Consider the following 25,261-nt stretch of genomic DNA (forward strand, 5'->3'; position numbering starts at 1 on the left):
CTGAGGCAATAGTACCACGATCCCCGGGATCAACCGGGTGGGAGCGGTTCCCGTGGGATCGGGGGCAGTAGGCGCAGATTGTTGTCGGGGCAATGCTGCCTGAGGCGGGCAATGGTCTGCCCGTCGGGCAACGCCAGATCCGCCTTCAGGTCCAGCAGGGGTTGCAGCACAAAGTCGCGGTTGGGGAGTTCCGGATGGGGGACTGTCAGGCGCTCGGTGTCGATGGTGGCATCTCCGAACACCAACAAGTCCAGGTCCAGTGTTCTCGGCCCCCAGTGCTGCTTCCTCTCCCGGCCATGGCGGTGCTCGATGGCCTGAAGGTGATCGAGCAATTCCAGGGCGCCAAGTGACGTACGCAACCATGCTGCGCCGTTGACGAAATCAGGCTGATCCTGAGGGCCAACGGGGCGGCTGCTGTAAAACGCCGACTGTGCCACCAGTGTGGTGTCCGGCAAGGTCGCCAGTTCAGTCACGGCCCGGGCCAGCTGGGCGGTTGGATCCGCTAGGTTGCTGCCAAGCCCGATAAAGGCGTCCGTCATCGGCATGATCAGGTCCGGTTGGCGGGCTTACGTTTGCGCCGGCGCTTTTTTGGCGCGTCGGCGGTCAGCTCACTGAGCATGCGCTCCTGGCCCCGCTCGTCGGTCGCCTGGAAGTCGGTCCACCATTGCCCCAGTCCCGGTTCGATCTCACCTGCGGATTCCCGCACCAGCAGAAAGTCATAGGCTGCGCGGAACCGTGGGTGCGACATCGCCATGAAGGCCCGCTTGCCTTGGCGGCGGGGCAGGCGCATCTGCATTTCCCAGATTTCCTTCATCGGGCCGGAGAAGCGCTTCGGGATGGATGTAGCCTGGACCTGGCGACCAATCACCGTGGCGATTGCGCCATGAAGAGCCGGCTGTACCGGGTCGCCGTTATCCTGGCGGTGGCGCCACTCCGCCTGCAGCGCCGGCCACAGCATCGCCGCGAACAGGAAGTAGGGCGTGACGGACTTGCCCCTGGCAATGCGGGCGTCGGTGTTGCGCAGAGCCTGGCGAATCAGTTCGTCCGGCTCGCCATTATTCAGTGCCCTGACGGTTTCGGGGAACAGCGGAGCCAGCAGGTTGTACTTTCTCAGCAGGTCGTAGGTGGCTTCGCCATACCCGGCAGAGAACAGCTTGAGGACTTCCTCGAACAACCGGGCCGGTGGGATGTGGGTCAGCAGCGGCGCGAGTTCGCGAATCGGTTCTTCGGTGCCCGGCTCGATGTCGAAGCTAAGCTTGGCGGCAAACCGTATCGCCCGGAGCATCCGCACCGGATCTTCGCGGTAACGGGTTTCCGGATCACCAATCAGTCGCAACTGACGATTGTTCAGATCTTCCACGCCGCCTGCGAAGTCGATGACGGTGAAATCGCGGATGCAGTAATACAGGGCATTGACGGTGAAATCCCGCCGCAGGGCGTCTTCTTCCTGGGAGCCGTACACGTTGTCCCGCAGCAACAGGCCATGCTCGCTGGTGCGACGATCATCGTCGTCTGCTTCGTCGTCCGCTTCCACAGCATTGCCACGGAAGGTGGTGACTTCGATGATTTCACGGCCGAAGACCACATGAACGATGCGAAACCGGCGGCCAATCAGGCGGGAATTCCGGAACAGGTCATGGACTTCTTCCGGCGTGGCATTGGTGGCGATATCAAAGTCCTTGGGCTGGCCGCCCAGGAGAATATCACGTACACCGCCACCCACCAGGTAGGCTTCAAAGCCGGATTTGTTCAGCCGGCTCAGCACTTTCTTGGCCGGTTCGCTGATCGCGGAGCGAGAGACGTTGTGCTGGTCCCTCGGGATTTCACGCCGCTGGTAGGTGCGGTGCTTCTTTCCGCTACCCGGCATGAAGGACTGGATTTTTTCGACAAACTTCTCGAAGGGTGAGGTATTTGAGTTAGACATTGAATTCCGTTATTGCGAGAGCAAAAAACGAGAGTTTAACGGTTTGGACAGGATTTGCACACGTTTGCGGGCGAATGGCCGGGAAAAGCGGGCAAGAAATGTTCAATCCGGGGCCGGGAGCGGACTTTCCCTGGGCCAGATAATCAAAAGGCGGATCCGTTCTCACGAATCCGCCCTGAAAGCGTTGACGATCTGCATTGTTTTTGTTGTTGCCGGGATTTTTCTTCGTTTTTGTACCCCACTGTGTATCCCTAAATACAGGGATCTCAGTAGCGCAAACGGAAGGCTTTGAATACACAGAGCAGTCAGAAGCATCGAGCAAGTCAGGAGTAAATGCAGTGCCGCCTGGAAGGCGATTCTTCTCTACATCTACAACTCGCACGTGCCAAGGGACCACTAAAAAGCACAGTACCCAAAACACTCAGTTCGCTTACGCTCTAATTCTTGTTTTTGTTACCGAACGTTTTTCTGCAGCTTTTTGTTTTTGTTTTGACGCTGCGTTGTCACTCTTGTTTTTGTTGTTGTGCGCTTAATAGAGTGCAGGGCGTGTGCCAGTTTTTTGAATATTAATATTAACAATGACTTAGAAAAATGGTGATCATAAGTGTTACCCCGTATGCGACCTAAGTGTTACTGAGATCTCGTTTTGTTTTCCGGGAGTGTTACCGTACGGAACGCGCGGTAACAACTGAGCTGGGGTTCACACTTTTTAGGTAGCTATCCATGCCGATGATACCAGCGGGCAACTGATATCTCAGTTGCCTGAGCTTTTCTTGCGGGGGATGCCAAGGCGTTGACGACGTTCCCACAGGGATTTACGGCTGATGCCCAGCTTCTGCGCCAGTTCGGTCTCGCTCATTTTGTCCTGATTCTCCAGAACAAAATGCTGGAAGTAGTCTTCCAGGGACAAATCATTGGAGGATTCCGGCTCACGGTTGCGGACCTGCTCGTTATTGCCCTCTACCAGGGTTTCCGGAATGTATTCGTCGTCGCCTTCGTATTCCAGGTCCAGCAGGGACGGGGTGATCAGGTCGGTGTCGCACAGGATGGTGGCGCGTTCTATGGCGTTTTCCAGTTCGCGCACGTTGCCTGGCCAGCGATGTCTCTCCATGGACCGCATCGCTTCGGGGCTCAGGTTCAGGTCGGGTTTGCCCATTTTCTCGCCCTGACGCCGGAGGAATTTCTGGGCCAGTCCAAGTATGTCGGCCTGCCGCTCCCTTAGTGGCGGAATGCGGACCTGCATGACGTTCAGGCGGTAATAGAGGTCCTCGCGGAACTCGCCAGTTCGGGTCATGGCCTTCAGGTTCCGGTGTGTCGCGGCGATCATACGCACACTGACCTTGCGGCTCTGGGTCGAACCGACCTTGCGAATCTCACCTTCCTGCAGCACCCGCAGGAGCCGCGCCTGGGCTTCCGGTGGCAGTTCCCCGATTTCATCCAGAAACAGGCTGCCGCCGTCGGCCGCCTCGATCAGGCCGGTGCGGGCAGAGACGGCGCCGGTGAATGATCCTTTCTCGTGACCGAACAATTCCGATTCAATCAGGCTTTCCGGTATTGCGGCGCAGTTCACGGAAATCAGTGGCTTGGTGGCGCGCGGGCTGAGCAGGTGCAACGCCCTGGCGGCCAGCTCTTTGCCGGTGCCGGACTCACCCTGGATCAGCACCGTGGTTTCTGTGGGCGCCACCTTGCGGATCAGGGTGAAGACTTTCTGCATGGCCTCGCACTTGCCGAACATGATGCTGGCGGGGTCGCTGCGGTTAATGTCCCCGCTCTGGTCAGCCGTATCGGCGTCCGTGTCATCCGTTGGCGGGTTGTGTTTCCGCGCCAGGATGTTTTCCACGGCCGCGAGCATCTCATCGTGATCAAATGGTTTGGCGATGTACTCCACCGCCCCCATTTTCATGGAGTCCACGGCCGAGCGCAGGCTGGCGTAGCTGGTCATGATCAGCACGGGGGTATTGGGTGCGCGGTTGATCAGTTCGGTGCCCGGGGCGCCAGGCAGGCGCAGATCGGAGATGATCAGGTCGAAGTCATCCGGATCCTGATTCTGTTCGGCCTCCTCAACGGAACCGGCATCGGCGACCTCATAGCCGGCGTGCTGCAGTAACTTCCTTACTGCGGAGCGAATGATCTCTTCGTCTTCTACGATCAGAATGCGAGGCATAGGGGTTTACAACCTTTCGTTCTGGCTGGTGGCAGCATTTTCGGGTTCCGGTTCGTAAGCGGGCAGTTTTAACTGTACCCGGGTACCCTGGCCGGATGTCGGATTGGCCGGGCTCTCCACGTGGATGTTGCCGTAGTGCTCTTCAATAATGCTGTATACCAGCGATAGACCAAGGCCGGTGCCCTTGTTGGGGGCCTTGGTGGTGTAAAAGGGTTCGAATATGTGATCTAGCTGATCCTGGGGGATGCCCGACCCCTCATCGGCGACTTCGATGATAGCGGAGTAGCCATCGCGGTTTCCACTGGCCCTTATGATGCCACCTTCCGGGGAGGCGTCGCGGGCATTGGCCAGCAGATTTACAAAGACCTGCACCAGCCGTTGTTCATCGCCCAACACCATCAGGTGATCGGGGCAATCGTTGATGTATGTGATGCCCATGCCGCGGTCGCTGAGCGACAGCAGGTTGATGGATTCATCCACGCAGCGCCGGATAACCACCGGTTCGTAGCGGTTGGCCTGGGAGTGGTTGCCGGTGCGGGCAAAATTCATCAGTGACTGCAGGATGGTCGAGATCCGCCGCGTTTGCTGCTGAATCTGCTCCGCCGTTGAGAGAATCTCCGGGTCTTCGGTTTCCAGTTTCAGGTTCTGGGCCAGGGAGGATATCCCGGTCACCGGGTTGCCGATTTCATGGGCCACGCCTGCCGCCAGTCGTCCGACTGAGGCCAGGCGTTCGCTGTGCATCAGCTCGTCTTCCAGCAACCGGGTTTCGGTCTGGTCTTCCACCAGGATGATGCTGCCCCCTTCCGGGTGGTCGGGGCCACTCAGGGCTGCCTTGTGCAGGTTCAGCCAGTGAGGTTTGCCGTTCAGGTCCATCCGGTGTTTGTAGCGGTGCAGGTCTTCGCCACTGTTGAAGTCATCCAGCAGCAGGTGCCAGTGTTCCGGCAGTGCCAGCAGGCGGGCGCCAACCACGTCATCCGCAGTGATATTGGTGAGCTGTTCCATGGCGTTGTTCCACATCAGAATCTCGCCATCGTCACCCACGGAGCAGGCGGGAATTGGCAGGTTCTGAAGGGTTTGCCGGTAATGTCGGCGCAGGTTGTCCAGCTCTCCCGCCAGGCCCGTCAACTGATTCTGGTAGTCACCCAGGGCCCTCTCCACGTAGCGGATGTCCTGGGCGGTGCCGCCGCTGGCCATGGGCTTGTAGCCCAGGTGGCGCTTGACCAGATCCCTGGCGACAGCAGGTCCCAGAAGACCCGACAGGTTGATCTCCACCTGGTCCCTCAGTCGCCTCAGTTGATAGGGGCGGTATTCCATGTTCGGTAGCTTGAGCTGCGCCAGGGCGCGTTCGACCTCGCGCCTGGCCACGCCATGGCCCAGGGGGTCGGCCAGTTGGACGACAAAGTCCGCCGATGAGGTGGCGACAAGCTCGCGGCGGTGAGGCCGGGACAGCGCTCCGAGGGAGCACGCCTGGGCGGCACTTGTTTCTTCGGCGGTGCTGGTACTGAGAACAGAGATCAGTGCGAACACCGTGACATTTACGGTGAGGCTGATGAACGTAAAAATGTGCCAGTTGCTGTAGTCCGGCACCAGCGGCGCGCCAAGCCATTCCAGCAGGTTGGCGGTATGGGAGAACGGCAACACCAGGGTGAAGATCCAGATCGCGAGCCCGGAACTCAATCCGGCGATCAATCCACGCCGGTTGCCTTCCGGCCAGTAGATCACGCCGAGCGCGCCCGGCAATAACTGTAGTGTGCCGGACAGCGAGATAGCGCCGAGAATGGACAGATCCAGCCTGGTGCCAATGGTTTCATGGAACAGCAGCGCTGCAAAAATAATGACGGCAATCAGCAGGCGCTTGATCCATTGCAGCCAGTGATAGATGTCACCATGGTCTTTCGGGGTGCGCAGCGGCAGCACCACGTGGTTCAGTACCATGCCGGCCAGCGCCAGGGTACTTACGATCATCAGGCCGCTGGCGGCGGACAGGCCGGCGATATACATCAGCAGTGTCAGCGCAGGACTGCCCAGGGCCTGGGCAGTGCCGATCGCGTAAAAGTTCGGGCCCGTGGTTGCCGCGAGCTCCTGACCGCCCCAGAGAATCAGAGGCACCGGCAGCCCGAGCAATAACAGGTACAGCGGCAGTCCCCAGCTGGCCTTGGCGAGCGCCTTGGGCGAGGGGTTCTCACTGAAGGTCATGTGGTACATGTGGGGCAACACCAGGGCGCCGGCGAAGGACATCAGCATCAGTGCGCGCCAGCTGCCGTCGTCAATGCTCATGGCCATGGTGTTGGCCGGGGAGCTCTGGTTCTCCAGCCAGACTTCCAGGCCGCCCATGCCACCGAAAACGCTGAACAGGATGACGCCGCCCAGGGTCAGCAGGGCCACCAGCTTGACCACGGAGTCGAAGGCGATTGCCAGGACCAACCCCTGATGGCTTTCGGAGCCCTGGTTGCGCCGGGTACCGAACAGCATGGCAAACAGTACCACGGTGATGCTGAACATCACGCTGATCAGGTTGCGGGACGTGTCCGGGGCCAGCAGGCTGGCCGAGGTGGACACGGCCTGTATCTGCATGCTGAGCAGCGACAGGATGGCCGCGCCGGAGCAAATGGTCACCAGGGTGCCCGCCCACTGGCTGCGATAGCGGTAGGCGAACAGGTCGGCCAGCGACGTCAGTTGATAGGCCCGGCCAATGCGCATGACCGGGTTCAGCAAGACCGGAGCCAGCAGGAAAGCGCCACTGATGCCCAGATAATAGGCCAGGAAGCCGAAGCCGGATTCGGCGGCAACACCGACAGCGGCATACACCGCCCAGATACCGGCATACACCCCCAGGCTCAGGGTGTAGACCAGGGGGTGCCTGACCCAGTGCCGTGGCACGACTCCGCGCTCGGTAATCCAGGCAACGCTGAAGAGGATGATCAGGTAGAACAGGCTGGCCAGCAGCAGACCGGTAGCGCTAAAACTCATTAGGGTCCCGCCGCCACTCAAGCCAGAACCCGATGGCGATCAGTCCGGCCCAGATCACATAGGGGGTGTACCAGGCGTTGCCCGGTGAGGTCCACCAGTCGAGGATGTTCGGTGAAAAAATATAGATGGCCAGAACCAACAGGAAGACCAGACGATAGATATACATCAGGCATGGTATCCGCGCTGAAGTTTGTGAAAGGCTCGGAGCCTCCGAACAGCTCCTTATACCACGTAGCTTACCGGGATGTCAGGGGGATTGCCTCCCGCTGCCAGTGTCTGGTCGCCCAGGCAAGAACATCGTCGACCGGCTGCAGGTGCAACTCTGGCGGTGGATTCTGCCCCAGGGTTTCGAGAGCCTGGGCCAGGTTCCCGGCGGGTTGCTGATCGTCCAGCGCCGGGGCGTGGTTCTGCTTGCTGAGTTTCTGACCCTCGGCATTGAGAATAACCGGGATATGCAGCCAGCGCGGCGGGGTTGCGCCCAACGCCCGGTAAATCTGCTGTTGCTGGGCTGTCATGTCCAGCAGGTCGGACCCCCTTACCACGTCGGTAATACCCTGATCGATATCGTCCACCACTACGGCCAGCTGGTACGCGTAGAAGCCCTCCTTACGAAGAATCACCGGGTCATCCACCTCGGCGGTGACCGGTTGAACCTGCGGACCCAGCAGGTCGTCTGACCAGTGGCAGGTTTCATCCTGAAGGGCGAAACGAATTGCATAAGGGCGGTCTGCTGGCGGGCGGTTACCGTCACGGCAATGGTCCGGATGCCGGCCATGATGCTGTTTCAGCTGTTTTCGGGAGCAGCCGCAGCGGTAGGCCGACCGGGTTGTCAGCAGTTGATGGATGGCGGTCTGATAGACATCGTGCCGCTGTGACTGGAAGCGCACGGGTTCGTCTGGCTGCAGTCCGTGGCAGTCGAGGCTGTGGAGAATGCTGTCTGTGGCTTCCGGGCTCTCCCGCAGGGGATCAAGGTCTTCAATGCGGACCAGCCACTGGCCCCGTCGGGTCCTGGCTTCCAGATAGCTGGCCAGAGCGGTCACCAGGGAGCCAAAGTGCAACGGACCTGTGGGGGAGGGGGCGAACCGACCGCGGTAAGGAATATCAGCCATAGCAATCAGCTGACCGGCCTGCTATTGCTATCAGGCCGGTTGATCTGACTATGGTCCGGCTCAGATGCCGGTCTGACGCTCGCGGATTTCCGCCAGGGTCTTGCAGTCAATGCACAGAGTGGCCGTCGGACGTGCTTCCAGGCGGCGAATGCCGATTTCCACACCGCATTGGTCACAAAAACCGTAGTCGTCCTTGTCAATGCGATCGATGGTCTGGTCGATTTTCTTGATTAACTTTCGCTCACGGTCGCGGGTGCGCAGTTCCAGGCTGAATTCTTCTTCCTGGGTTGCGCGGTCGCTTGGATCCGCGTAATTTGCGGCGTCTTCCTGCATGTGGTGCATGGTGCGGTCCACTTCTTCCATCAGTTCCTGCTTCCATCGCAGCAACAGATTCTTGAAGTGCTCCAGCATTTCAGCACTCATGTACTCTTCACCCTTCTTCATTTCATAAGGGGTGAAGTTGGTAAAACGTTCGCGTGGTTGTTCTGCAGTGTTTGCCATTGAACCCGGCCTCTTGTTTGTACTTCACAAGAACGCTTTGCTTTCCGCCGCGCCAGCCTTGGCTGCGCGGTTTAACCCTGGATGAAGCATTCGTCCTGAAACGGGAATTTGCGGAAAATAGCAGATAAGTCACAGGGGTGCCAGCCTTGTGATCAGACTTTCACACGGAGACCTCCATGAACTTCCCCCAACCCTTGATTAAAGGCAAATTGATTCGACGTTACAAGCGTTTTCTGGCGGATGTGCTGCTGGAGGATGGCTCAGAGGTAGTGGCCCATTGCCCGAACACAGGCTCCATGCTGGGCTGCCAGCCGGATAATGCGCGGGTTTGGCTGAGTGAGAGTGACAACCCGAAGCGGAAGCTTCGTTACACCTGGGAGTTGGTGGAAGCCGCGCCCGGGGTTCTGGCCTGCATCAATACCGCGCGCCCCAATGCCCAGGCGAGAGAGGCCATTGAGGCCGGTCGGGTGAAGGAGTTGTCAGGCTATGATAGCTGCCGGGGTGAAGTCCGTTACGGGGCTGAGAAAAGCCGTATTGATCTCCACTTGTCGGGGCACGAAGCGCTCGCCGATGCCTGGGTCGAGGTCAAGAACGTCACTCTGTGTGACGACGGCTCGGGTTTTTTTCCGGATGCCGTGACCACGCGGGGGCAGAAACACCTGCGGGAACTGATGGCGCAAGTGGCGGTGGGGGATCGTGCGGTCTTGCTGTTCGTGGTCAACCATACCGGGATCGGGTCGGTGCGTCCGGCGGACCATATTGATGCCACCTATGGGGCGTTGCTCAGAGAGGCGGTCAGCGCGGGCGTGGAAGTGCTCGCTTACCGTGCGGATCTGGGCAATGAGGCGGGGCCCACCGGCAGGCTGGCACTGACCAGCCCTGTGCCCGTTATTCTGGACGCCTGACCAGAATATCGTCACCGGTTTCGGTCACCTCCAGGGGGATCAATGCGTCCCCCTGGCAGGGACCGGCGATGCACTCACCGCTGTCTGGCAGGAACAGGGCACCATGGGTGGCGCACTGAATAAAGCAGTTATCCGCATCCATGAAACGACCGGGCATCCAGTTCAGTTCAATGCCCAGGTGTGGGCAGCGGTTGAGATAACCGTAAACCTTGCCGCTGCGGCGGAACACAAAGCCCCGCAGGTCCGTCGTTTGTTGATCAGGATTGCCCTTGGCGAGTGTGAACTCGACACACTCGCCCTCCCTGAGTTCGGCCGGGTGGCAAACCCGTTGCCATGATGGAGGGCTGGTCATCCCAGCCCGAAGTGCTGACGTATCCGGTCAGCAACCGCCTCGGCAACGTGCTCCTGATCGGTGTGGAGGTGGATGGTGTGGGTTTTTTCCTCGGTCGTCAGCGGTTCAAACCAGGTTTGCTGGGCGTCGAGGAGTTCTTCGGTGGCTTCTGAGGCGTCGCCGGAGCGTTTACGAATCCACTCTCTGCGCAGATCTTCCGGGGCTTCACAATGGATCAGCGCGAACGGAACCCCCTGGTTTTCCGCCACATCCGCCAGTAGTGTCCGCTCACTCTGTTTCAGGGAGGCGGCGTCCACGATGACCGGAAGGCCGGCGCCAAGCAGGTTGCTGGCGATGTCGGCGAGCCGTTGATAGGTCTTCCCGGTGGCTTCTGGCGTGTAGATATTGCCGCCGGCGGGTGATTTGCTCTGATCCAGCGGCCCCAGGCCAAACAGCCGCTTGCGCTCGACATCCGATCGCAAGCGGATCAGTCCGAGTTCCTCTGCCATTGCCGCACTGACGCAGGTTTTGCCGCTGGCAGACAGCCCGGTTGTTGCCAGCATGTAAGGATTGGGAATGACGCTGTAGCTTTCCGCCAGTTGGGCGTAGTCCTGATAACGCTGCATGAGCCCGGCTTTTTCGGCTTCCGAGAGCGAGGGGTTGCCCAGGGTGAACAGCGCGATCTTGGCCCGGACCATGGCGCGGTAGGCCTTGTACAGGGGCAGCAGGGGCAGGGCCCCGAAGTCGTCCCGGTATTCCAGATAGGTGTTCAGCACCAGATTCGCCAATGCCGGCTCGCGGCGGGATTCCAGGTCCATCAGCAGGAACGCCAGGTCATTGATGACATCAATCCAGCGGAAGGGCTCATTGAACTCGATGCAGTCGAAGACGGTAACCTCGCCGTTGAATACGGTGATGTTGGAGAGGTGGAGGTCACCGTGGCATTCGCGGACAAACCCGTTCTCCCGTCGGCTGGCAATCAGCTCCCGCTGGCGTTCGAAGGTGGTGCGCGTCCACTCTTCCAGATTGTCCAGCTGTTGCAGCAATGCCTTGTCATCAAGCAGGGGGCGGATCTGGTCAAAATTTTCCTGCATGGCGGCATAAACCGCCTCCGGCGTACCCAGGGGTTTGTCGTTGCCCACTGTCGGTAACTGTTCGTGGAACCCGGCGGCCTGCCGGGCCAGGCTGGTCAGCAGCTCCGGTGTCAGCGCGCCTCTTTCCTGGCGAACATCGAACAGCTCGTTCTGGTCGAACTGGTGCATGCGGATGGCATATTCGAACGCCTCCCCTTCGCCTCCGATTTGCGGATTGTCCGGGGTGCCGGTGATCGGCACTACGTCCAGGTAAAGGCTTTCCGCGAGGCGGGAATTCAGTCTCAGCTCTTCTTCGCAAAAATGCTTGCGGCGGTCCAGCGTGGAGAAATCGAGAAAGCCGAAATCCATGGGCTTCTTGATCTTGTAGGCATAATCGCCAGTCAGGATGACCTGGGAGATGTGAGTCTCGAAAACCTGGAATTCCTTGACCGGATGGTCGTACAGCGCCTCATTCTGTAACGCCAGAATCAGGTCGTTGGTGTTGGTGTCGCTCAAAGCTCTCTCCTCGCATTCCCTGAACTTGTTGATTTTGCTTGGACCCATCATAACGGGCAGATTACAGAAATAACACATGGATAACCTGCCTTCCGGGTGGATGCTTTCGTTATAATCGCGCCATGAAAAAAACATCACCCCCAAAAAAGTCTGCGAAGAAAAAATCCGGTAAGGGCGGTTCTGCAAAGCGGCCCTGGTTCTGGCGCCTGTTCTGGCGCATCTCACTGACCGGGCTGGTATTGCTTGCCGGCTGGATGGTGTACCTGGATGCGGTGGTCACTTCCCGCTTCGAGGGACGGCGGTTTGAGGTACCCTCCCGGGTCTATGCCCGTCCCCTGGAGCTTTATGACGGCGCCAGTATCAGTTCCGGCGACCTCCAGCGCGAGCTGGAATTGTCGGGGTTCCGCAAGGGCGACGGCACCAGGCCCGGAACCTACAGCCGTAATGGCGGCCGTTTCCTGATCAGCTCCCGTGGCTTCCTGTTTGCCGATGGCCTGGCGCCCCGGCGCCGGCTGGCGTTAACGATCTACGGGGATCAGGTTCAGGATTTCCGGGTGGTGTCCGGCGAGAATTCCCCCATCGTCCGTCTCGAGCCTGCCCAGATCGGCGGTATCTATCCCGCTCACAAGGAAGACCGGGTGCTGGTGCAGCTGGATGAGGTGCCCGGGCTGGTCAAGGAAGCGCTGCTGACAATTGAGGATCGCGGGTTTTATGATCATTACGGTGTCGCACCGCTGTCCATTGCCCGTGCCATGATGGTCAATCTCCAGGCCGGTCAGATTGTTCAGGGTGGAAGCACGCTGACCCAGCAACTGGTCAAGAATTTCTTCCTGACCCGGGAGCAGACCCTGATCCGCAAAGGTAACGAAGCGTTGATGTCTGTGCTCCTGGAGCTGCACTACGAAAAAGACGATATTCTTGAAACCTACCTGAACGAGGTGTACCTGGGGCAGGCGGGGACCCGCAGCATCCACGGGTTCGGACTGGCCAGCCAGTTCTATTTCGGGGAGTCGATCCGGGATCTGGGATTGCATCAGTCTGCGCTGCTGGTGGCCATGGTCAAAGGGCCGAGCTACTACAACCCGCGCCGTCACCCGGAACGGGCCATGGAACGCCGGAACCTGGTTATCGATGTGATGGCAGAGGAAGGCATTGTCAGCGAGTCCGAAGCGAACCAGGCGAAAGCCCGGCCGCTGGGGGTCAGTGAGAAACCGTCGTATTCGGAAAACCGTTATCCGGCGTACATCGATCTGGTCCGCCGTCACTTGGCGCGGGATTACAAAGAAGAGGACCTGCAAAGCGAGGGGCTGAGAATCTTTACCACTCTGAACCCCGGGATCCAGAATGCCGCCGAGTTCGCCGTGGAAGACATGCTGTCCCGAATGGATTCGGGGTCGAGCGACACCACCCTGGAATCCGCCATGGTTGTTACCTCCCGTGACAGCGGGGAGGTGCTGGCGATGGTGGGTGGTCGCGATCCCCAGTTTGCCGGTTTCAACCGGGCACTGGATGCGCGGCGTCCGATCGGCTCACTGGTCAAGCCGTTCATCTATCTGACGGCCCTGAAGAATCCGGAACGCTATACGCTGATCTCGCCAGTGGAAGACAAGAAGTTTTCCCTGGTCTTCGACGATGATCGTCGCTGGGAGCCCGATAACTACGATCGCAAGGAACGCGGTGAGGTTCCGCTGCACGAGGCCCTGTCCCATTCCTATAACCTGCCGACAGTGAGGGTTGGCCTTGACGTAGGGGTGGATTCGGTCCGGGATACCCTTCAGGATTTCGGTGTGACCAGCCCGATATCCCAGTATCCCTCCATGCTGCTGGGGTCTGTGTCCATGACACCGGTGACCGTGGCACAGATCTACCAGGGGCTGGCGACCTCCGGCTTCAATACGCCACTGCGGACCATCCGCCAGGTTACGGATGCCGGTGGTGAAGCCTTGTCCCGCTACAGTCTGGAGGTGGATCAGGTGGCGGACCCGGCGGCCGTTCACCTCGTACAGTACGCGATGCAGGAAACCATGCAGGAAGGGACTGGGCGTTCGGTGTACCGTTTCGTGCCACAACAGCTGAGCCTGGCAGGAAAGACCGGTACCACGGATGATGGCCGGGATTCCTGGTTTGCCGGCTTCAGCGGCGATCTGATGGCGGTTACCTGGGTGGGGCGCGACGATAATGGCCCGACATCCCTGACAGGGGCGACCGGTGCCTTGCCTGTGTGGGCAAGGTTCATGTCACAGGTGCCCCAGCATGGCTTTTCCCCGGTGGTACCGGATGGTGTGGATTACCACTGGGTCAACACACAACGGCAGGCTCTGAGTGATGAGCACTGCGACAATGCACGCCTGGTTCCGTTTATGACCGGTAGCGAGCCTGACCAGCAGGTCTCCTGCTCAGGCAATCTGGAGCGGCGGATCCGAGGCTGGTTTGAAGGACTTTTCCAATGAACACAACAACCCTGAGAAATGCCGGTTTGCTGGCGTTGACGCTGGCGGTCGCCGGATGTGCCTCGCCCGGCGGTTCCATATACGTCCCGGCGGGTGGCTCCTCCCGCGATGTGGAGGAAGCCCCTGAGCCGCCTCGCACGTCTCCGAGGGAAGAGGAGACCCGCACCGAGCGCAAGAGTGAGCAGCCACCAGAGCCGGCGCCGGAACCGGACCGGCGCACAAGTTCACCGAGCTATCAGGACTCCGGTGACCAATTGTCTCCGGCGGCACAAAGCCTGATCAGGCAGGCCGATGGCTACCTGGCGCAAGGAGATGCCGCGGCGGCGGTGGCGCAGCTCGAACGTGCCCAGCGAATTGCACCACGCTCAGCGGAAGTGTACTTCAAGCTCTCCGAAGCTTATGTCGCCCTGGACCAGCTTGGTTCCGCCGAGCAGTTTACGCTTAAGGGGCTGTCTCTGGCGGGGAATGATGCCCGGCTGCAGCGGGCCGGATGGCTGTTACTGGCGGATATCCGCAGGGCCCGGGGAAATGTTGCGGGTGCGGACCAGGCGGAAGATAGGGCTGGGGCTCTCTAAAAAATACTGGCATTAAAAAACCCCGCCTTGGCGGGGTTTTTTGTGTCAGGTTATTCGAAGTCGGCAGTTGTTTCTGTATCCGCTTCAACCGTCACGTCCTGTGGGTCAACGAACGTCAGATCTTCATCAACCTCGTTGTCGTCGGCTGAGCAGGAATAACTGACGGTGTAATTACCTTCGGTGAGAAATGCTGCCTTGTAGGTATAGGTGCCGGGGTTGTCCTCGTCAGATACCGGGACTGCCACGAGAGGTTCGTTCTCACTTCCCAGGTCATCCGGGGTGGCGTCTGATCCTTCATAGACGTAAACCATGCCAGAGTATGTATTATCCGCACATTCGGTCTGAATGACCGTCGATGCGTCAACAGTGCCTGCAATGGACCCAACCTCCAGGTTGTTCACCAAACGCAGGGCGGGTCTCAGCATGTAGTCAGCCAGGGCCTGTCCTGCAGGATTGACGATAGCTTTCTGGACGTCAAAGTCGATGGTGAAGTCGGTGCTGGTATCGGCCGCCACAACAAACTCGCCCTGCAGCTTGAGGCCGCTCTGTTCGCCAGAGGGTACGGCCAGCGTAAGCGGGGCGTCAGGATTGTCGACAAGGGTCACGAAAGAATTTTCGGTATCAACAATCAGGCGCAGTTGCGTGTAGTTGCCCGCCACGACTTCTTCATCGGTAATGAGTGGTTCGGTGACGCCACCCTGCAAGTCCAGCAAGTTAACGGTTTCGAACCCGTCCAGCGGGAAAGAAATCCAGTCACCATCGGCAGGCTTCAGCTGGATCTCTGTAAACGCAACGGTGACGTTACTGAATTCAGTTGCCGGCGCATCCGTAAGGCCAAAGGAAACGGTGCCGGTTGCGTCGGAATCGGAACTGTCGCTGCCACAGGCAGCAACCCCTGCAGCCAGGGCAGCAACCGTAAAGAGTTTCAGAGAGCGGTTCATATAAACCTCCGTGGTCTATTGTTTTGAAAGTGCAGAACGCGGGAAACGCGCTACTTGTCACTTATTAAACGATAGGAGTGGTTACCGGGTTCCTGCATTATTGTGAACGTTTTCTCATTCTCTGGACATAAAACTCAATCGGTCGGATAAAGTCTGCGTATGACGTATCCGCTAACTGGTATAGACTTGTCGACCGACTCCAGTCAGACAACGCTTTTAAAGCAAGGGCGAGTACCTGTTTTGGCATTACTTCCTTTCCGACCTTCACAGTCAAAACGATTTGAAAAGCTGGTTCAGCCTCATTTGCAGGCCATGTACCGCTTTGCCTTTCGTCTGGCGGGGCAACAGCAGGATGCAGAGGATCTGGTCCAGGACGTCGTCGTGAAACTCTATCCCCGCCTGGATGAACTGGAAACGGTTGACCAACTGAAGCCCTGGCTGAACCGTGTGCTGTACCGACACTTTATCGACCAGGTGCGTCGCAAGGGGCGGCAGTCGGATCGCCCCCTCAGTGAAGTCGTGGACGCGGAAAACCAGTCGGCCTATCTGGAGAGTTTTGCGTCGGATGACGCAGGGCCGGAGGCGCAGCTGGATATCAGTCGCCTTGGCCCCGTCCTGGATCAGGTCATGGCGACCCTGGCCCCGGACCAGCGCGCCCTGATCATGCTCCACGATGTCGATGGCTGGCGGCAGGAGGACATCGCAGAGGTTCTTGATATTCCACTGGGAACGGTGAAATCGCGGTTGCACCGGTGCCGTGCGGCATTGCGGGAAAAACTGCAGAGGGAACTGGAACCTTTTTCGGACATCGGACGTGTGAAAGAATGAGGTGATGGATATGTCTTGTCGTGAATACCGGGAACTCCTGGTTCCCTACCTGTTGAATGAGTTGTCTGCGGATCAGGCTGCCCGTGTGGAGCAGCATGTGGCGGGCTGTACTGATTGTGCGACAGGACTGGCCAATGAAAAGGTGCTGCAGTCGACCTTTGCTGATCGTTATGCCATTCCGGATCCATCACCGGATTTTGAGACCCGGGTATTGGCTGCTGCCAGCGCCCGCGCCAACGGAGGATCCGTTCACCGTGGCTGGAGTACCCCAGTGGTTGGTGGCGCTATCGCCGCTGCATTGGCACTGGGTATAGCCCTGGGGGTGGGTTTAAAACCGGGTGCGGACACATCTCAGCCTGCAGTCGCGACTACTCAGCAGGAAGTTTCTGAACCGTCGGTCAGCGCCTCTTCGGTGGCCAGTGAACCGGTGATCCAGACGGTGCGCCTGGCCTTCAGTTCAGGACAGCCGCTTGAGGATGTGACGCTGACGCTGGAGTTGCCTGCGAATGTCGAGCTGGCAACGTTCCCCGGCAGGCAACAGTTAAGCTGGAAAGTCGATCTGGAGCAGGGCGAGAATGTTCTGGCATTGCCGCTCAGGGTGCTGTTCCCCGGGACCGGGGACCTGGTGGCGCACATTGACGATGGCCAGCGCCAGAAAACCTTCAGGGCAGCGATTCCCGGTCAGACCAGGGCAGATAAAACGGAGCCAGCATCATGACAACGCACGACAGGCAGTGGTTAAAGCCGGCACTGATGTGCCTGGTGGCGCTACTTGCATCGCCAGCAGTGGCTCAGGCCAGGGATGATCTGGATGTGACCATGAGAATGGTCGTGGATGACGAAGAGTTGACCAACTCAGTCGTTCGGGAGATTGAACTGCCCGAGCCCATGGCAGCAGGGAAAACGGATCGTCGGGGAGCGCGTGAGGTTCCTGACCGTCCGGAAAGACCGGATATTGAAACCGCTCTGGACGCCATGGAACGTGGCCAGGAAATTGGTGAGTCGGCTTCCGAAAGGGCGAGTGAGGCGCGAGAGATCATTGACTCTGAGCGCCCTGGAAATGATGGACTTCTGGACTCGTTACCCGACAGCGATGACATCACCGACCTGCCGGAGACGGGTGATGTAACCGATGGTGCCGGTGACCTGCTGGAGGATGCCGGCGATAAGCTTGATAACGACAACCTCGAGCTGTAACCGATCCTTCGATAGAACAGGAATCTTCCCCTGTACTGGTGTGAATCAGTGCAGTCTTCCGGCAGTACACTTTTTTCCTGCCTCTCCTTGTTATACTCTCCTGAATTAACGTCGGCGATACTGGCCTTGAACTCAGGGCCGCCGGTGAACGTTTTCCTCAGGCTCCGGAGAGATCTGTTTGCAGGCTGCAGTTCGGCTTCCCACCCTATCTTGCTTGTTGCTGATAGCGACCATTTCTGCTCCGGCAGCTGCCTCCGATACTCCCGGGGAACGGATGGCTGTTGGTATTGAACACTTCCAGAGCGGAGATCTTGAGTCGGCCAGAAATGCGTTTGAAAGCGCACGGGCGGCAGGGCTTGAGAGCCATTCCCTGCTGTACAACCTCGGTGTGGTGTATTACCGGCTGGGTGAATACGACCTGGCCGAAGACGCCTTTTCTGCGCTGCTTGAAACCGCCAACAAAGCACTGGCGGAATATAACCTGGGGCTGGTAGCCAAGGCCGCGGGGGATTTGGAGGCTGCCAACACGTGGTTCGTCCGCGCGTCGGCGGAGTCTTCTCCCGAGAAAATCCGGGCGCTGGCCGCTATCCAGCTTCAGGAGGCAGAAGAAACCGTATCGCCCGCCCACCCCCCGATGCCCTGGATGGGCTATGTGTCCCTGGCGGGGGGCTACGATGACAACATCGCCAGTGTGCCGGAGTCCGGGAGCTCCGGTCGCGAAGGCGGCTTTGGTGAGTTGCTGGCGGCAGGGTCAGCAGATGTCTATCAGTCCGGCGACTCGGTTATTCGGCTGGAAGGCGCGGCATATTCTCGCCAATATCCTTCAGAGTCCGGGTTCGATACCGACCTTCTCCAGTTCGGAGCTGGCTGGCTGACGAGCCTGGGGCCGGGCAGGGCAGGCGTCACCGCTGGTATCAGCCAGTCCTGGTTTGATTCTGATGCTCTTGAGCGTACCTATCGACTGGATCTCTCCTATCGGCTTGACCAGTGTCCCTATGCAGGCGCCAGCTCGCGGTGTCAGGCATCGGTGTCTTCCGGATATGTTGAAGGCGGTGACGGGTTTGAGGCCTATGACGGGCAGTGGTATCAGGCCCGCCTGAAAGGGCGTAAGGATTACACCCACTGGCGCATCGATGCCCAGTATCGCTGGGATCTGAATAGCCGAGAGGACCTGGAAGCGGGAGAACAGTTTATAAGCGTGTCTCCACAGCGGCACATGGCAGAGTTAACACTCCGCTATAAGGTGTCGCAACGCTGGAGCCTCGGTGTTGAAGGCAGCTACCGTCACAGCCGCTATGCGGATCCCCATCGCCTGTTCAGCTCACAGGGCGTTCTGGAAACCGAGCGGCGGATCGACAAGCGCACGCAGGGTACCCTGTTGACGGAATACGCCTTGAGTAACCACTGGTTCGTTCGGGGCGAATGGATGTTCAGGGATAATCAGAGCAGCCTTGCTCGCTATGACTACCGTCGGCAGACGGCTTTGGTGGGGATTGAAGGCGTGTTCTGAACCCCGGTGGCCGAGTTCACCACCGGGGTAGTGCTGCTTTTTTATAGCCCGGCGTTTTTCAACCGGTTGGCGTGTTGCTGGAACACGGCCTTCGGATCAGTTTCGAACAGGCTGTGCAGTCCCAGGGTCTGATTGACCTCATCCAGATGGTTCATGAAGTAATTGTCGCGGATGACCTTGCCAAAGTGGTTACTGCAGCGCCCCACCAGGCCGTCGTTGTCACTGAATGCGAAGGCCAGGCTAGTGGTGCCGAGCAGGGCATCGGACAGGTCCAGGGCGTTGGTCAGAACGCCGGTGCCGCCCCAGGAATAGAAACGCACCCCATTGGCGGAATACGCGCCCTCACCGCAGGCAGTGGACGGAACGCCGGCTGGTGCAAAGTTGTTGAATTCAGCACTTCCCTGGGTTGTCAGTGAATACAGGCTGGCGCCCATATCCTGGTCGTAGCCGCCGCCTGACAACAAATCTATGAGACCGCCCAGCGCATTGCCCAATGTGGCGCCCGGGCCTTCGGCCGGAGAGCCGACAATCAGGTCGGCAACCGGAGAGCCCTTATGGGGCGAGCCCACGGAGGTGACGGAAGCGACCAGATCCGGTCGTACATGGGCGACGTACCGGGCGGTTGGGCCGCCGTGGCTGTGGCCGACCAGGTTGACCTTGCCATGAACTGCCGCAATGGCCTCAACCTGAGGCAAGAGCGCTTCGCCGCGGGCAATCGTGCTGTCCAGGGCCGGTACCTGGGTGGTGTAGACGTCAGCGCCGTATTTGCGCAAATCTTCAGCAACACCGTACCAGTAATCAACTCCGGCAATGGAGTCAAAGCCAAACATTCCGTGTACCAGAACAACGGGGTATTGGGTATCGGTGTAGTTGGATGGAGTAGAGTCCCACCATGCGAGGGTGGGCGCGGACCATGCGAGAACACACAGCATAGCTGCTGCTTTGAGCCATTGTTTCATTGTTGTACCTACATTTGTTGTTGTTTAATTGATCATCTCGTATGAGATTTGCACATACTTTGATCATGTAGGTATCAAGTCAATGTCCGGGGCGGGTGTTGTGGCCAGAAAGGGCTGGATTTGTGAGGGGGGTCACGGGCGTGGCCCCGGATGACAAGCGAAAGGGGCTTGTCATCCGGGTGCGGGTTTACAGTGTCTTTATGACGCGTTTTGCCGCGGCGATGGTGTGATCAATGTCATCCTGTGACAAGGCAGCGTTGGTAAACCCGGCTTCAAATGCGGAGGGAGCCAGATAGACGCCTTCTTTCAGCATACCCTGGAAGAAGGCCTTGAAGCGCTCCACATCACACGCCATGACTTCGTCAAAACGGGTGATGGCCGGTGCGTCGGTGAAGAAGAATCCAAACATGGCGCCCGCGCTCTGAACCGTCAGAGGAATGCCGGCTTCATCCGCGGCTTCCTTGAGCCCGTCACGCACGGCATTGGTTTTCTCGGTCAGCTGGTCATAGAAGCCCGGTTCGGAAATCGCGTTCAGCGTGGTCAGCCCCGCACACATGGCCAGCGGGTTACCGCTCAGGGTTCCGGCCTGGTACACCGGGCCTAGAGGGGAAATATGCTCCATGATCTCCCGCTTGCCGCCAAAGGCGCCCACCGGCAGACCGCCACCAATGACCTTTCCCAGGGCAGTCAGATCCGGGGTGATGCCGTAGTATCCCTGTGCACCGCCCAGTGATACGCGGAAGCCAGTCATTACTTCATCGAAAATCAGTACCGTGCCGTGTTCATCACAAACCTCGCGCAGTGCTTCCAGGAAACCCGGAGCCGGCGGAATGCAGTTCATGTTGCCGGCAACCGGCTCCACAATAATGGCGGCGATTTCATCACCCATCCTGGCAAAGGTTTCCCGCACGTTGTCGATATCGTTGTAGGTCAGCGTCAGGGTGTGCTCGGCAAGGCTGGCGGGAATGCCTGGGGAATTGGGTACGCCAAGGGTCAGGGCGCCTGAACCGGCCTTGACCAGCAGGGAATCCACATGGCCGTGGTAACAACCCTCGAATTTGACGATTTTGTCCCGGCCGGTGTAGCCCCGAGCCAGGCGGATGGCGCTCATGGTTGCCTCGGTACCGGAGTTCACCATGCGCACAAGATCAATGGAGGGGACCAGTTCGCACACCTTCTTGGCCATTTCAGTTTCAATGGCGGTAGGCGCGCCGTAGCCGACACCGAGGTCAATCTGGGTGTGGAGTGCGTCCTTGATCAGCTTGCTGGAGTGGCCGAGGATCATGGGCCCCCAGGAACCGATGTAATCGATATAGCGCTTATCATCCTCGTCGTAGAGGTAGGCGCCCTCGGCATGCTTGAAGAAAATGGGCGTGCCGCCCACGCCCCGGAATGCCCGCACCGGAGAATTAACGCCGCCGGGGATGTATTTCTGGGCCTCGGCAAAGAGGGTTTCGGAGTGAGTCATGGTTTCAGGGCTCCTGAATATTTGAAAATGTGTCGTGAGTTGTCGTCCGGGACTGGAACAGCGGGTGGTGGGCGGCAAACAGTCGCGCGAATGCTTGCGCCTGTTGTTCCGTGTGTTCAGGGCTTCCGCCGAACAACCCGCCGACGACAGCCAGCATATCCGCCCCGGCCTTGATAAGATCACCCCCGTTCAGGGTAGTAATGCCGCCAATGGCGGTCAGTGGTCGCTGGTACTGGCGGGCTTCCGCCAGAATCGACAGCTCCGCAGGCGGTGCATCGGGTTTGGTTGTTGATCCGAAAAAACGCCCGAAAGCGAGGTAGTCCGCGCCCTCCCCAGAGGCTTTCGCGGCCAGCGCCACATCACCGTGGCAGGTAGCGCCAATGATAGCGCCGTCGCCGAGTTTTTTTCTGGCGTCCAGAAGCGAGCCATCGGTCTGGCCCAGATGAACGCCGTCTGCGCCCACACGCTGCGCCAAGTCGGGATCGTCATTGATGATCAGGGGCACGCCCGCGTTGCGGCAAGCCGCGACGAGGCGACGGGCCTGGTTCAGTCGAGTCACCGCTGAGCTGTGTTTGTCGCGGTACTGGACCAGTACCGCTCCCCCGCTCAGTGCAGCTTCCACCGCCGGCAGCAGTTTGTCCTCCGGCAGCAGATCGCTGTCGGTAATGGCGTAAAGGCCGGGTGTGAGGCGCTTCGGAAAGGGAGTGGTTGTCATGACCTCAGCGCTCCCAGGGAATGCCGCGATCCGGTACCGGCTGGCCGCGACCAACCTCCAGGGCATGGAGTATGGCGTGGTTGACGAAATTCTGTGCCTGGGATATCGCAGCCCGCTGGGACAGGCCCGCGGCGCGACCAGCGGCAATGGCAGCCGCCAGGGTACACCCGGTGCCGTGATATTCCCCGCCAACCCGGTCAATCTGCCATTGCAGGGGATCGGCATGGTGAGTGAAGAGGGTATTGGTGATCTGCGGGCCCTCGCCGTGACCGCCGGTGGCCAGAACCGATTGGCAACCTGCTGCCATCAGCGTCTGCGCGGCTCGGGCCGGGTCATCGCTGTCGCCAAGCATGGCCAGCTCAATCCCGTTGGGGGTAATCATCTCTGCACAGTTGAACAGGCGTTCCTTCATTGCCTGGATCAAAGCGGCGTCTGCCAGGTCGCCGCCTCCGGCGGCTTTGATAACCGGATCGGTAATCACGGGGATGTCGGCGTTCCGGTGCAGAAATTCCACCAGAATATCAACGATATCGGCATTGCCCAGGGCGCCGGTTTTAATGGCGTGAATGGGGGCGTCCGCAGACACGCAGTCCAGTTGCCTGCGAATCAGGTCTGCATCAACAGCGCTGGCGTCGTAGACGTTGCGGGTATCCTGAACGGTCAGGCAGGTCAGGATCGGCAACGGATGGCAGCCCAGTGCGGTGACGGCCTGAATGTCGGCCTGGATGCCGGCCCCTCCTGACGGGTCAAGGCCGGACAGGATCAGTACTTGGGGACGAGTGTAGCGTTTTATGGCTCTGCTCCTCAGAATGGTTTGACAACGGCCAGGATGACCACGGCTACCAGTACCAACACCGGCAGTTCGTTGAACCAGCGATAAAATACATGGCCCCGGGTGTTCCGGTCATCCCGGAAAACCTTGACCAGGTGGCCGCAGTAAAAGTGGTAGGCAATCAGCAGCGCGACCAGTGTTAGTTTGGCATGCATCCAGCCCTGACTGAAATAACCGGAAACATTGTAACTGATCAGCCAGATGCCAAAAACGAGAGTGGCAATCATCGATGGGGTGGTGATGCCCCGGTACAGCTTTCGTTCCATGATCTTGAAACGCTCACGCCCGGGCTGATCCTCGCAGGCAGCGTGGTACACGAACAGCCGTGGCAGGTAGAAGATGCCGGCGAACCAGCAGACCAGGGATATAATGTGGAGGGCCTTGACCCAGAGCATCGCTTAACTCCGTCGGTATTGGTAATAACTTTCAATGTCGGATTTCAGCACGATGCCGTATACGCGCTGAATCATCGGGGCAACGTGGCGCTGCACGTACAGTGCTTCCGCGTTGGTGCTGTCGAATTCATCCAGCGCCTCTTCCAGGGTGGCCTGGTATTGTACCGGGGCAACATCCCGGCGGTTGGCGGGAATTTCCATCAGGTCGATGGTCTCCGGCAGTTTTGCTTCCTTTTCTTCGGCCAGCTCTTCGGCATCTTCGATATAGCGGGCAAGGTCTACGGCGGGGAGCAATGCGGTGGGCCCGCTGCTGCCTTCCACGACCAGCCATTTGGGTTCTGATTTCAGTATCTTGCGAGCTTCGTCCGTCGACAGGTGTCTTTCCGTACGTAAAATGCTGCGGTCCATGATGGCGCCGACGGAAACCCGTCTCAGGGCCTGGATGACGGGGGAATTCTGATAGCTGAGCCCCTGATTCTTCAGGATGGTCAGGAACAGGGATTTCTTGCCGAATGCTTCGCTGGTCACCAGGCTGGCAGTGGTGATAATCAGCATGCCGGGTAGCATGATGTGCGGATTTCGCGTGAGCTCCATCAGTGCCATCAACGCTGCCAGCGGCGCCTGCAATACCGCGCCCATCATGGCTCCCATGCCCAGCATGGCGTAGAAGCCGACGGAGGATGCGGTCTCTGGCGCAATCTGGGCGCCAATCAGTCCCATTGCGCCACCCAGGGTGGCTCCCATAAAAATGGTGGGGCCAATGACGCCGCTGGGCATTCCGAGTCCAATGGTCAATGAGGTGATCATCAGTTTGGCGATGCCTGCCCCCAGAAGTAACCAGAACGTCAGGTGACCGTGGATGGCGAGGTCGACAGTATCGTAGCCGATGCCCATCACTTCCGGAATCAGCAACGCGAATGGCACCATCAACAGGCCGCATACCGCGAGGCGCAGTAGTACCGGGCGATGGTGGTAGCGGCCCATGGTGTCGACCAACTGGATGAAGACGGCGGCGGCTACGCCAATAATGATGGCGATGACAAGAATCCAGGGGATTTCCATCAGGGAATTCATGGTCAGGGCGGGCACACTGAATGCCGGCTCCGATCCGTAGATCGCCTGCGAGACAATTGCCGCACTGACCGCGGCGAGAATAATCGGTGTAAATCCGGCGATGGTGTACTCCATCATGACCACTTCCATGGCGAAGATGACGCCTGAAATCGGCGTGTTGAAAGAGGCGGATATCGCCGCTGCACAACCGCAGGCCACGAGAGTTCTGATGCTGTTGTTTGGTAGCCTCATCCACTGCCCCATCAGGCTGGAAAAGGCGGCTCCAAGGTGTACGGCCGGGCCTTCACGGCCAGCGGATTGCCCGGTTACCACGGTGCTCACACCGGTGATGAACTGAACCATGGCGCTGCGAACGGAAATATAACCCTGGTGATAATTCAGGCGCTCCATGACGTGTACTATGCCCACCTTGCGGTCGTGGGTGGCCAGGCGGTGAAGAAACAGGCCAAGCGCCAGAGCGCCTGTCAGCGGGAGTAGTCCACGGGTCAGAAGGTCGAGTTCCTCGAAGGATTCCGACCCTTCGCCCGGGAGGAAATATTCGAGCGGCCATTCAATGGCAAGACGGAATACCAGGATGACGCCCCCGGTGATCAGCCCCGAAAGCAGTCCCAGTACAGCCAGCTGCGGCAACGCATCCACGCCGGAGAGCCTGCGGCGGAATACGGGAATCAGGTGATCGGTAATCTGGTGCCAGATCTTTCGCATGAACGCCGGAGTTCCGGTTGAGGGTGGATCGTTGGGTTATTGTAACGGTCGCCTGTCGGGCTGCAATAAGTCGTTGGTTTATCATGTTAGACTAGTAGGGAACACATGACTCGTATTTT

General features: G+C 59.1%; 24 protein-coding genes. 7 read left to right on the forward strand and 17 right to left on the reverse strand.

Features of this window, described 5'->3' with window-relative positions; all coding sequences use genetic code 11:
* Positions 1-29: 29 nt before the first annotated feature.
* The 8 genes from folK to dksA all read right to left on the reverse strand — a co-directional run bounded on the left by folK (position 30) and on the right by dksA (position 8,668).
* Positions 30-539 carry a 2-amino-4-hydroxy-6-hydroxymethyldihydropteridine diphosphokinase gene (folK, locus tag ACJO5Y_RS17225; protein ID WP_406988982.1) on the reverse strand — a complete coding sequence of 170 codons (510 nt, stop codon included), beginning with the start codon at positions 537-539 and terminating at the stop codon, positions 30-32.
* 8 nt (positions 540-547) lie between these two features.
* Positions 548-1,867, reverse strand: coding sequence for a polynucleotide adenylyltransferase PcnB (gene pcnB, locus ACJO5Y_RS17230; RefSeq protein WP_406988983.1), 1,320 nt, complete (start codon positions 1,865-1,867; stop codon positions 548-550).
* 49 nt (positions 1,868-1,916) lie between these two features.
* A complete protein-coding gene (locus ACJO5Y_RS17235; RefSeq protein ID WP_406988944.1) occupies positions 1,917-2,345 on the reverse strand; it encodes a hypothetical protein in 429 nt (142 codons plus the stop codon).
* A 333-nt stretch (positions 2,346-2,678) separates the two neighbouring features.
* Positions 2,679-4,088, reverse strand: a complete 1,410-nt coding sequence (locus ACJO5Y_RS17240) for a sigma-54-dependent transcriptional regulator (protein ID WP_406988945.1) — start codon at positions 4,086-4,088, stop codon at positions 2,679-2,681.
* Positions 4,089-4,094: 6 nt separating this feature from the next.
* On the reverse strand, positions 4,095-7,058 hold the full coding sequence (locus ACJO5Y_RS17245) for an ATP-binding protein (RefSeq protein WP_406988946.1): 2,964 nt from the start codon (positions 7,056-7,058) through the stop codon (positions 4,095-4,097).
* Entirely contained in the window at positions 7,048-7,224 is a 177-nt protein-coding gene (locus ACJO5Y_RS17250) for a hypothetical protein (RefSeq protein ID WP_406988948.1), read from the reverse strand. Before ACJO5Y_RS17250 ends, ACJO5Y_RS17245 begins: the two co-directional genes overlap by 11 nt.
* Before the next feature lie 70 nt (positions 7,225-7,294).
* A complete protein-coding gene (gene gluQRS / locus ACJO5Y_RS17255; protein ID WP_406988950.1) occupies positions 7,295-8,167 on the reverse strand; it encodes a tRNA glutamyl-Q(34) synthetase GluQRS in 873 nt (290 codons plus the stop codon).
* Between the two features lie 60 nt (positions 8,168-8,227).
* Positions 8,228-8,668: an RNA polymerase-binding protein DksA gene (dksA, locus tag ACJO5Y_RS17260; protein ID WP_406988951.1), complete on the reverse strand. Its 441-nt coding sequence runs from the start codon at positions 8,666-8,668 to the stop codon at positions 8,228-8,230.
* A 176-nt stretch (positions 8,669-8,844) separates the two neighbouring features.
* Between dksA and sfsA the strand changes: the two genes are divergently transcribed.
* On the forward strand, positions 8,845-9,573 hold the full coding sequence (gene sfsA / locus ACJO5Y_RS17265; RefSeq protein ID WP_406988952.1) for a DNA/RNA nuclease SfsA: 729 nt from the start codon (positions 8,845-8,847) through the stop codon (positions 9,571-9,573).
* On the opposite strand, the gene ACJO5Y_RS17270 is transcribed toward sfsA, so the two are convergent.
* Both ACJO5Y_RS17270 and ACJO5Y_RS17275 read right to left on the reverse strand, forming a co-directional pair.
* Positions 9,557-9,925 carry a Rieske (2Fe-2S) protein gene (locus tag ACJO5Y_RS17270; RefSeq protein ID WP_406988954.1) on the reverse strand — a complete coding sequence of 123 codons (369 nt, stop codon included), beginning with the start codon at positions 9,923-9,925 and terminating at the stop codon, positions 9,557-9,559. The genes sfsA and ACJO5Y_RS17270 overlap by 17 nt on opposite strands.
* Positions 9,922-11,544 carry a bifunctional aminoglycoside phosphotransferase/ATP-binding protein gene (locus tag ACJO5Y_RS17275; protein WP_406988955.1) on the reverse strand — a complete coding sequence of 541 codons (1,623 nt, stop codon included), beginning with the start codon at positions 11,542-11,544 and terminating at the stop codon, positions 9,922-9,924. Before ACJO5Y_RS17275 ends, ACJO5Y_RS17270 begins: the two co-directional genes overlap by 4 nt.
* A 71-nt stretch (positions 11,545-11,615) precedes the next feature.
* On the opposite strand from ACJO5Y_RS17275, the gene mrcB reads away from it, so the two are divergent.
* Both mrcB and ACJO5Y_RS17285 read left to right on the forward strand, forming a co-directional pair.
* The gene (gene mrcB, locus ACJO5Y_RS17280; protein WP_406988957.1) at positions 11,616-13,943 is read left to right on the forward strand and encodes a penicillin-binding protein 1B; all 2,328 of its coding nucleotides are present in this window, start codon (positions 11,616-11,618) and stop codon (positions 13,941-13,943) included.
* Positions 13,940-14,518, forward strand: a complete 579-nt coding sequence (locus tag ACJO5Y_RS17285) for a tetratricopeptide repeat protein (RefSeq protein ID WP_406988958.1) — start codon at positions 13,940-13,942, stop codon at positions 14,516-14,518. Before mrcB ends, ACJO5Y_RS17285 begins: the two co-directional genes overlap by 4 nt.
* Positions 14,519-14,568: 50 nt before the next feature.
* Here the strand turns inward: ACJO5Y_RS17285 and ACJO5Y_RS17290 are convergent, their stop codons facing one another.
* On the reverse strand, positions 14,569-15,459 hold the full coding sequence (locus ACJO5Y_RS17290) for a DUF4382 domain-containing protein (RefSeq protein WP_406988960.1): 891 nt from the start codon (positions 15,457-15,459) through the stop codon (positions 14,569-14,571).
* Positions 15,460-15,699: 240 nt separating this feature from the next.
* Between ACJO5Y_RS17290 and ACJO5Y_RS17295 the strand changes: the two genes are divergently transcribed.
* The 4 genes from ACJO5Y_RS17295 to ACJO5Y_RS17310 all read left to right on the forward strand — a co-directional run bounded on the left by ACJO5Y_RS17295 (position 15,700) and on the right by ACJO5Y_RS17310 (position 18,994).
* Positions 15,700-16,287 carry an RNA polymerase sigma factor gene (locus ACJO5Y_RS17295; protein ID WP_406988961.1) on the forward strand — a complete coding sequence of 196 codons (588 nt, stop codon included), beginning with the start codon at positions 15,700-15,702 and terminating at the stop codon, positions 16,285-16,287.
* Between the two features lie 10 nt (positions 16,288-16,297).
* On the forward strand, positions 16,298-17,005 hold the full coding sequence (locus ACJO5Y_RS17300; RefSeq protein ID WP_406988963.1) for an anti-sigma factor family protein: 708 nt from the start codon (positions 16,298-16,300) through the stop codon (positions 17,003-17,005).
* The gene (locus ACJO5Y_RS17305) at positions 17,002-17,484 is read left to right on the forward strand and encodes a hypothetical protein (protein ID WP_406988964.1); all 483 of its coding nucleotides are present in this window, start codon (positions 17,002-17,004) and stop codon (positions 17,482-17,484) included. Before ACJO5Y_RS17300 ends, ACJO5Y_RS17305 begins: the two co-directional genes overlap by 4 nt.
* 274 nt (positions 17,485-17,758) lie before the next feature.
* Positions 17,759-18,994 (forward strand): tetratricopeptide repeat protein, encoded by a 1,236-nt coding sequence (locus ACJO5Y_RS17310; protein WP_406988965.1) that lies wholly within the window; start codon positions 17,759-17,761, stop codon positions 18,992-18,994.
* Between the two features lie 41 nt (positions 18,995-19,035).
* Here ACJO5Y_RS17310 and ACJO5Y_RS17315 read toward each other — a convergent pair whose 3' ends face one another.
* The 6 genes from ACJO5Y_RS17315 to ACJO5Y_RS17340 all read right to left on the reverse strand — a co-directional run bounded on the left by ACJO5Y_RS17315 (position 19,036) and on the right by ACJO5Y_RS17340 (position 25,142).
* Positions 19,036-19,953: a lipase family alpha/beta hydrolase gene (locus ACJO5Y_RS17315; protein WP_406988966.1), complete on the reverse strand. Its 918-nt coding sequence runs from the start codon at positions 19,951-19,953 to the stop codon at positions 19,036-19,038.
* A 187-nt stretch (positions 19,954-20,140) separates the two neighbouring features.
* The gene (gene hemL, locus ACJO5Y_RS17320) at positions 20,141-21,421 is read right to left on the reverse strand and encodes a glutamate-1-semialdehyde 2,1-aminomutase (protein WP_406988967.1); all 1,281 of its coding nucleotides are present in this window, start codon (positions 21,419-21,421) and stop codon (positions 20,141-20,143) included.
* Positions 21,422-21,425: 4 nt separating this feature from the next.
* Positions 21,426-22,136: a thiamine phosphate synthase gene (gene thiE, locus ACJO5Y_RS17325; protein ID WP_406988968.1), complete on the reverse strand. Its 711-nt coding sequence runs from the start codon at positions 22,134-22,136 to the stop codon at positions 21,426-21,428.
* A gap of 4 nt (positions 22,137-22,140) precedes the next feature.
* Positions 22,141-22,899: a bifunctional hydroxymethylpyrimidine kinase/phosphomethylpyrimidine kinase gene (gene thiD / locus ACJO5Y_RS17330; RefSeq protein ID WP_406988985.1), complete on the reverse strand. Its 759-nt coding sequence runs from the start codon at positions 22,897-22,899 to the stop codon at positions 22,141-22,143.
* 41 nt (positions 22,900-22,940) lie between these two features.
* A complete protein-coding gene (gene hemJ / locus ACJO5Y_RS17335; RefSeq protein WP_406988969.1) occupies positions 22,941-23,363 on the reverse strand; it encodes a protoporphyrinogen oxidase HemJ in 423 nt (140 codons plus the stop codon).
* Positions 23,364-23,366: 3 nt separating this feature from the next.
* Positions 23,367-25,142, reverse strand: a complete 1,776-nt coding sequence (locus tag ACJO5Y_RS17340; protein ID WP_406988971.1) for a chloride channel protein — start codon at positions 25,140-25,142, stop codon at positions 23,367-23,369.
* Positions 25,143-25,261: the final 119 nt, after the last annotated feature.

The organism is Marinobacter alkalisoli (genome assembly GCF_045449855.1).
Classification (GTDB): Bacteria; Pseudomonadota; Gammaproteobacteria; order Pseudomonadales; family Oleiphilaceae; genus Marinobacter.

Bases quoted from the DNA above. Each gene is read 5' to 3' on its own strand.
- thiE (WP_406988968.1), bottom strand. From the start codon at position 22,136: ATGACAACCACTCCCTTTCCGAAGCGCCTCACACCCGGCCTTTACGCC.
- hemJ (WP_406988969.1), bottom strand. From the start codon at position 23,363: ATGCTCTGGGTCAAGGCCCTCCACATTATATCCCTGGTCTGCTGGTTC.
- folK (WP_406988982.1), bottom strand. From the start codon at position 539: ATGACGGACGCCTTTATCGGGCTTGGCAGCAACCTAGCGGATCCAACC.
- ACJO5Y_RS17270 (WP_406988954.1), bottom strand. From the start codon at position 9,925: ATGACCAGCCCTCCATCATGGCAACGGGTTTGCCACCCGGCCGAACTC.
- hemL (WP_406988967.1), bottom strand. From the start codon at position 21,421: ATGACTCACTCCGAAACCCTCTTTGCCGAGGCCCAGAAATACATCCCC.
- ACJO5Y_RS17315 (WP_406988966.1), bottom strand. From the start codon at position 19,953: ATGAAACAATGGCTCAAAGCAGCAGCTATGCTGTGTGTTCTCGCATGG.
- gluQRS (WP_406988950.1), bottom strand. From the start codon at position 8,167: ATGGCTGATATTCCTTACCGCGGTCGGTTCGCCCCCTCCCCCACAGGT.
- ACJO5Y_RS17310 (WP_406988965.1), top strand. From the start codon at position 17,759: ATGGCTGTTGGTATTGAACACTTCCAGAGCGGAGATCTTGAGTCGGCC.
- ACJO5Y_RS17340 (WP_406988971.1), bottom strand. From the start codon at position 25,142: ATGCGAAAGATCTGGCACCAGATTACCGATCACCTGATTCCCGTATTC.
- dksA (WP_406988951.1), bottom strand. From the start codon at position 8,668: ATGGCAAACACTGCAGAACAACCACGCGAACGTTTTACCAACTTCACC.
- ACJO5Y_RS17275 (WP_406988955.1), bottom strand. From the start codon at position 11,544: ATGATGGGTCCAAGCAAAATCAACAAGTTCAGGGAATGCGAGGAGAGA.
- pcnB (WP_406988983.1), bottom strand. From the start codon at position 1,867: ATGCCGGGTAGCGGAAAGAAGCACCGCACCTACCAGCGGCGTGAAATC.
- mrcB (WP_406988957.1), top strand. From the start codon at position 11,616: ATGAAAAAAACATCACCCCCAAAAAAGTCTGCGAAGAAAAAATCCGGT.
- sfsA (WP_406988952.1), top strand. From the start codon at position 8,845: ATGAACTTCCCCCAACCCTTGATTAAAGGCAAATTGATTCGACGTTAC.
- ACJO5Y_RS17300 (WP_406988963.1), top strand. From the start codon at position 16,298: ATGTCTTGTCGTGAATACCGGGAACTCCTGGTTCCCTACCTGTTGAAT.
- ACJO5Y_RS17245 (WP_406988946.1), bottom strand. From the start codon at position 7,058: ATGAGTTTTAGCGCTACCGGTCTGCTGCTGGCCAGCCTGTTCTACCTG.
- ACJO5Y_RS17285 (WP_406988958.1), top strand. From the start codon at position 13,940: ATGAACACAACAACCCTGAGAAATGCCGGTTTGCTGGCGTTGACGCTG.
- ACJO5Y_RS17305 (WP_406988964.1), top strand. From the start codon at position 17,002: ATGACAACGCACGACAGGCAGTGGTTAAAGCCGGCACTGATGTGCCTG.
- ACJO5Y_RS17290 (WP_406988960.1), bottom strand. From the start codon at position 15,459: ATGAACCGCTCTCTGAAACTCTTTACGGTTGCTGCCCTGGCTGCAGGG.
- ACJO5Y_RS17250 (WP_406988948.1), bottom strand. From the start codon at position 7,224: ATGTATATCTATCGTCTGGTCTTCCTGTTGGTTCTGGCCATCTATATT.
- ACJO5Y_RS17240 (WP_406988945.1), bottom strand. From the start codon at position 4,088: ATGCCTCGCATTCTGATCGTAGAAGACGAAGAGATCATTCGCTCCGCA.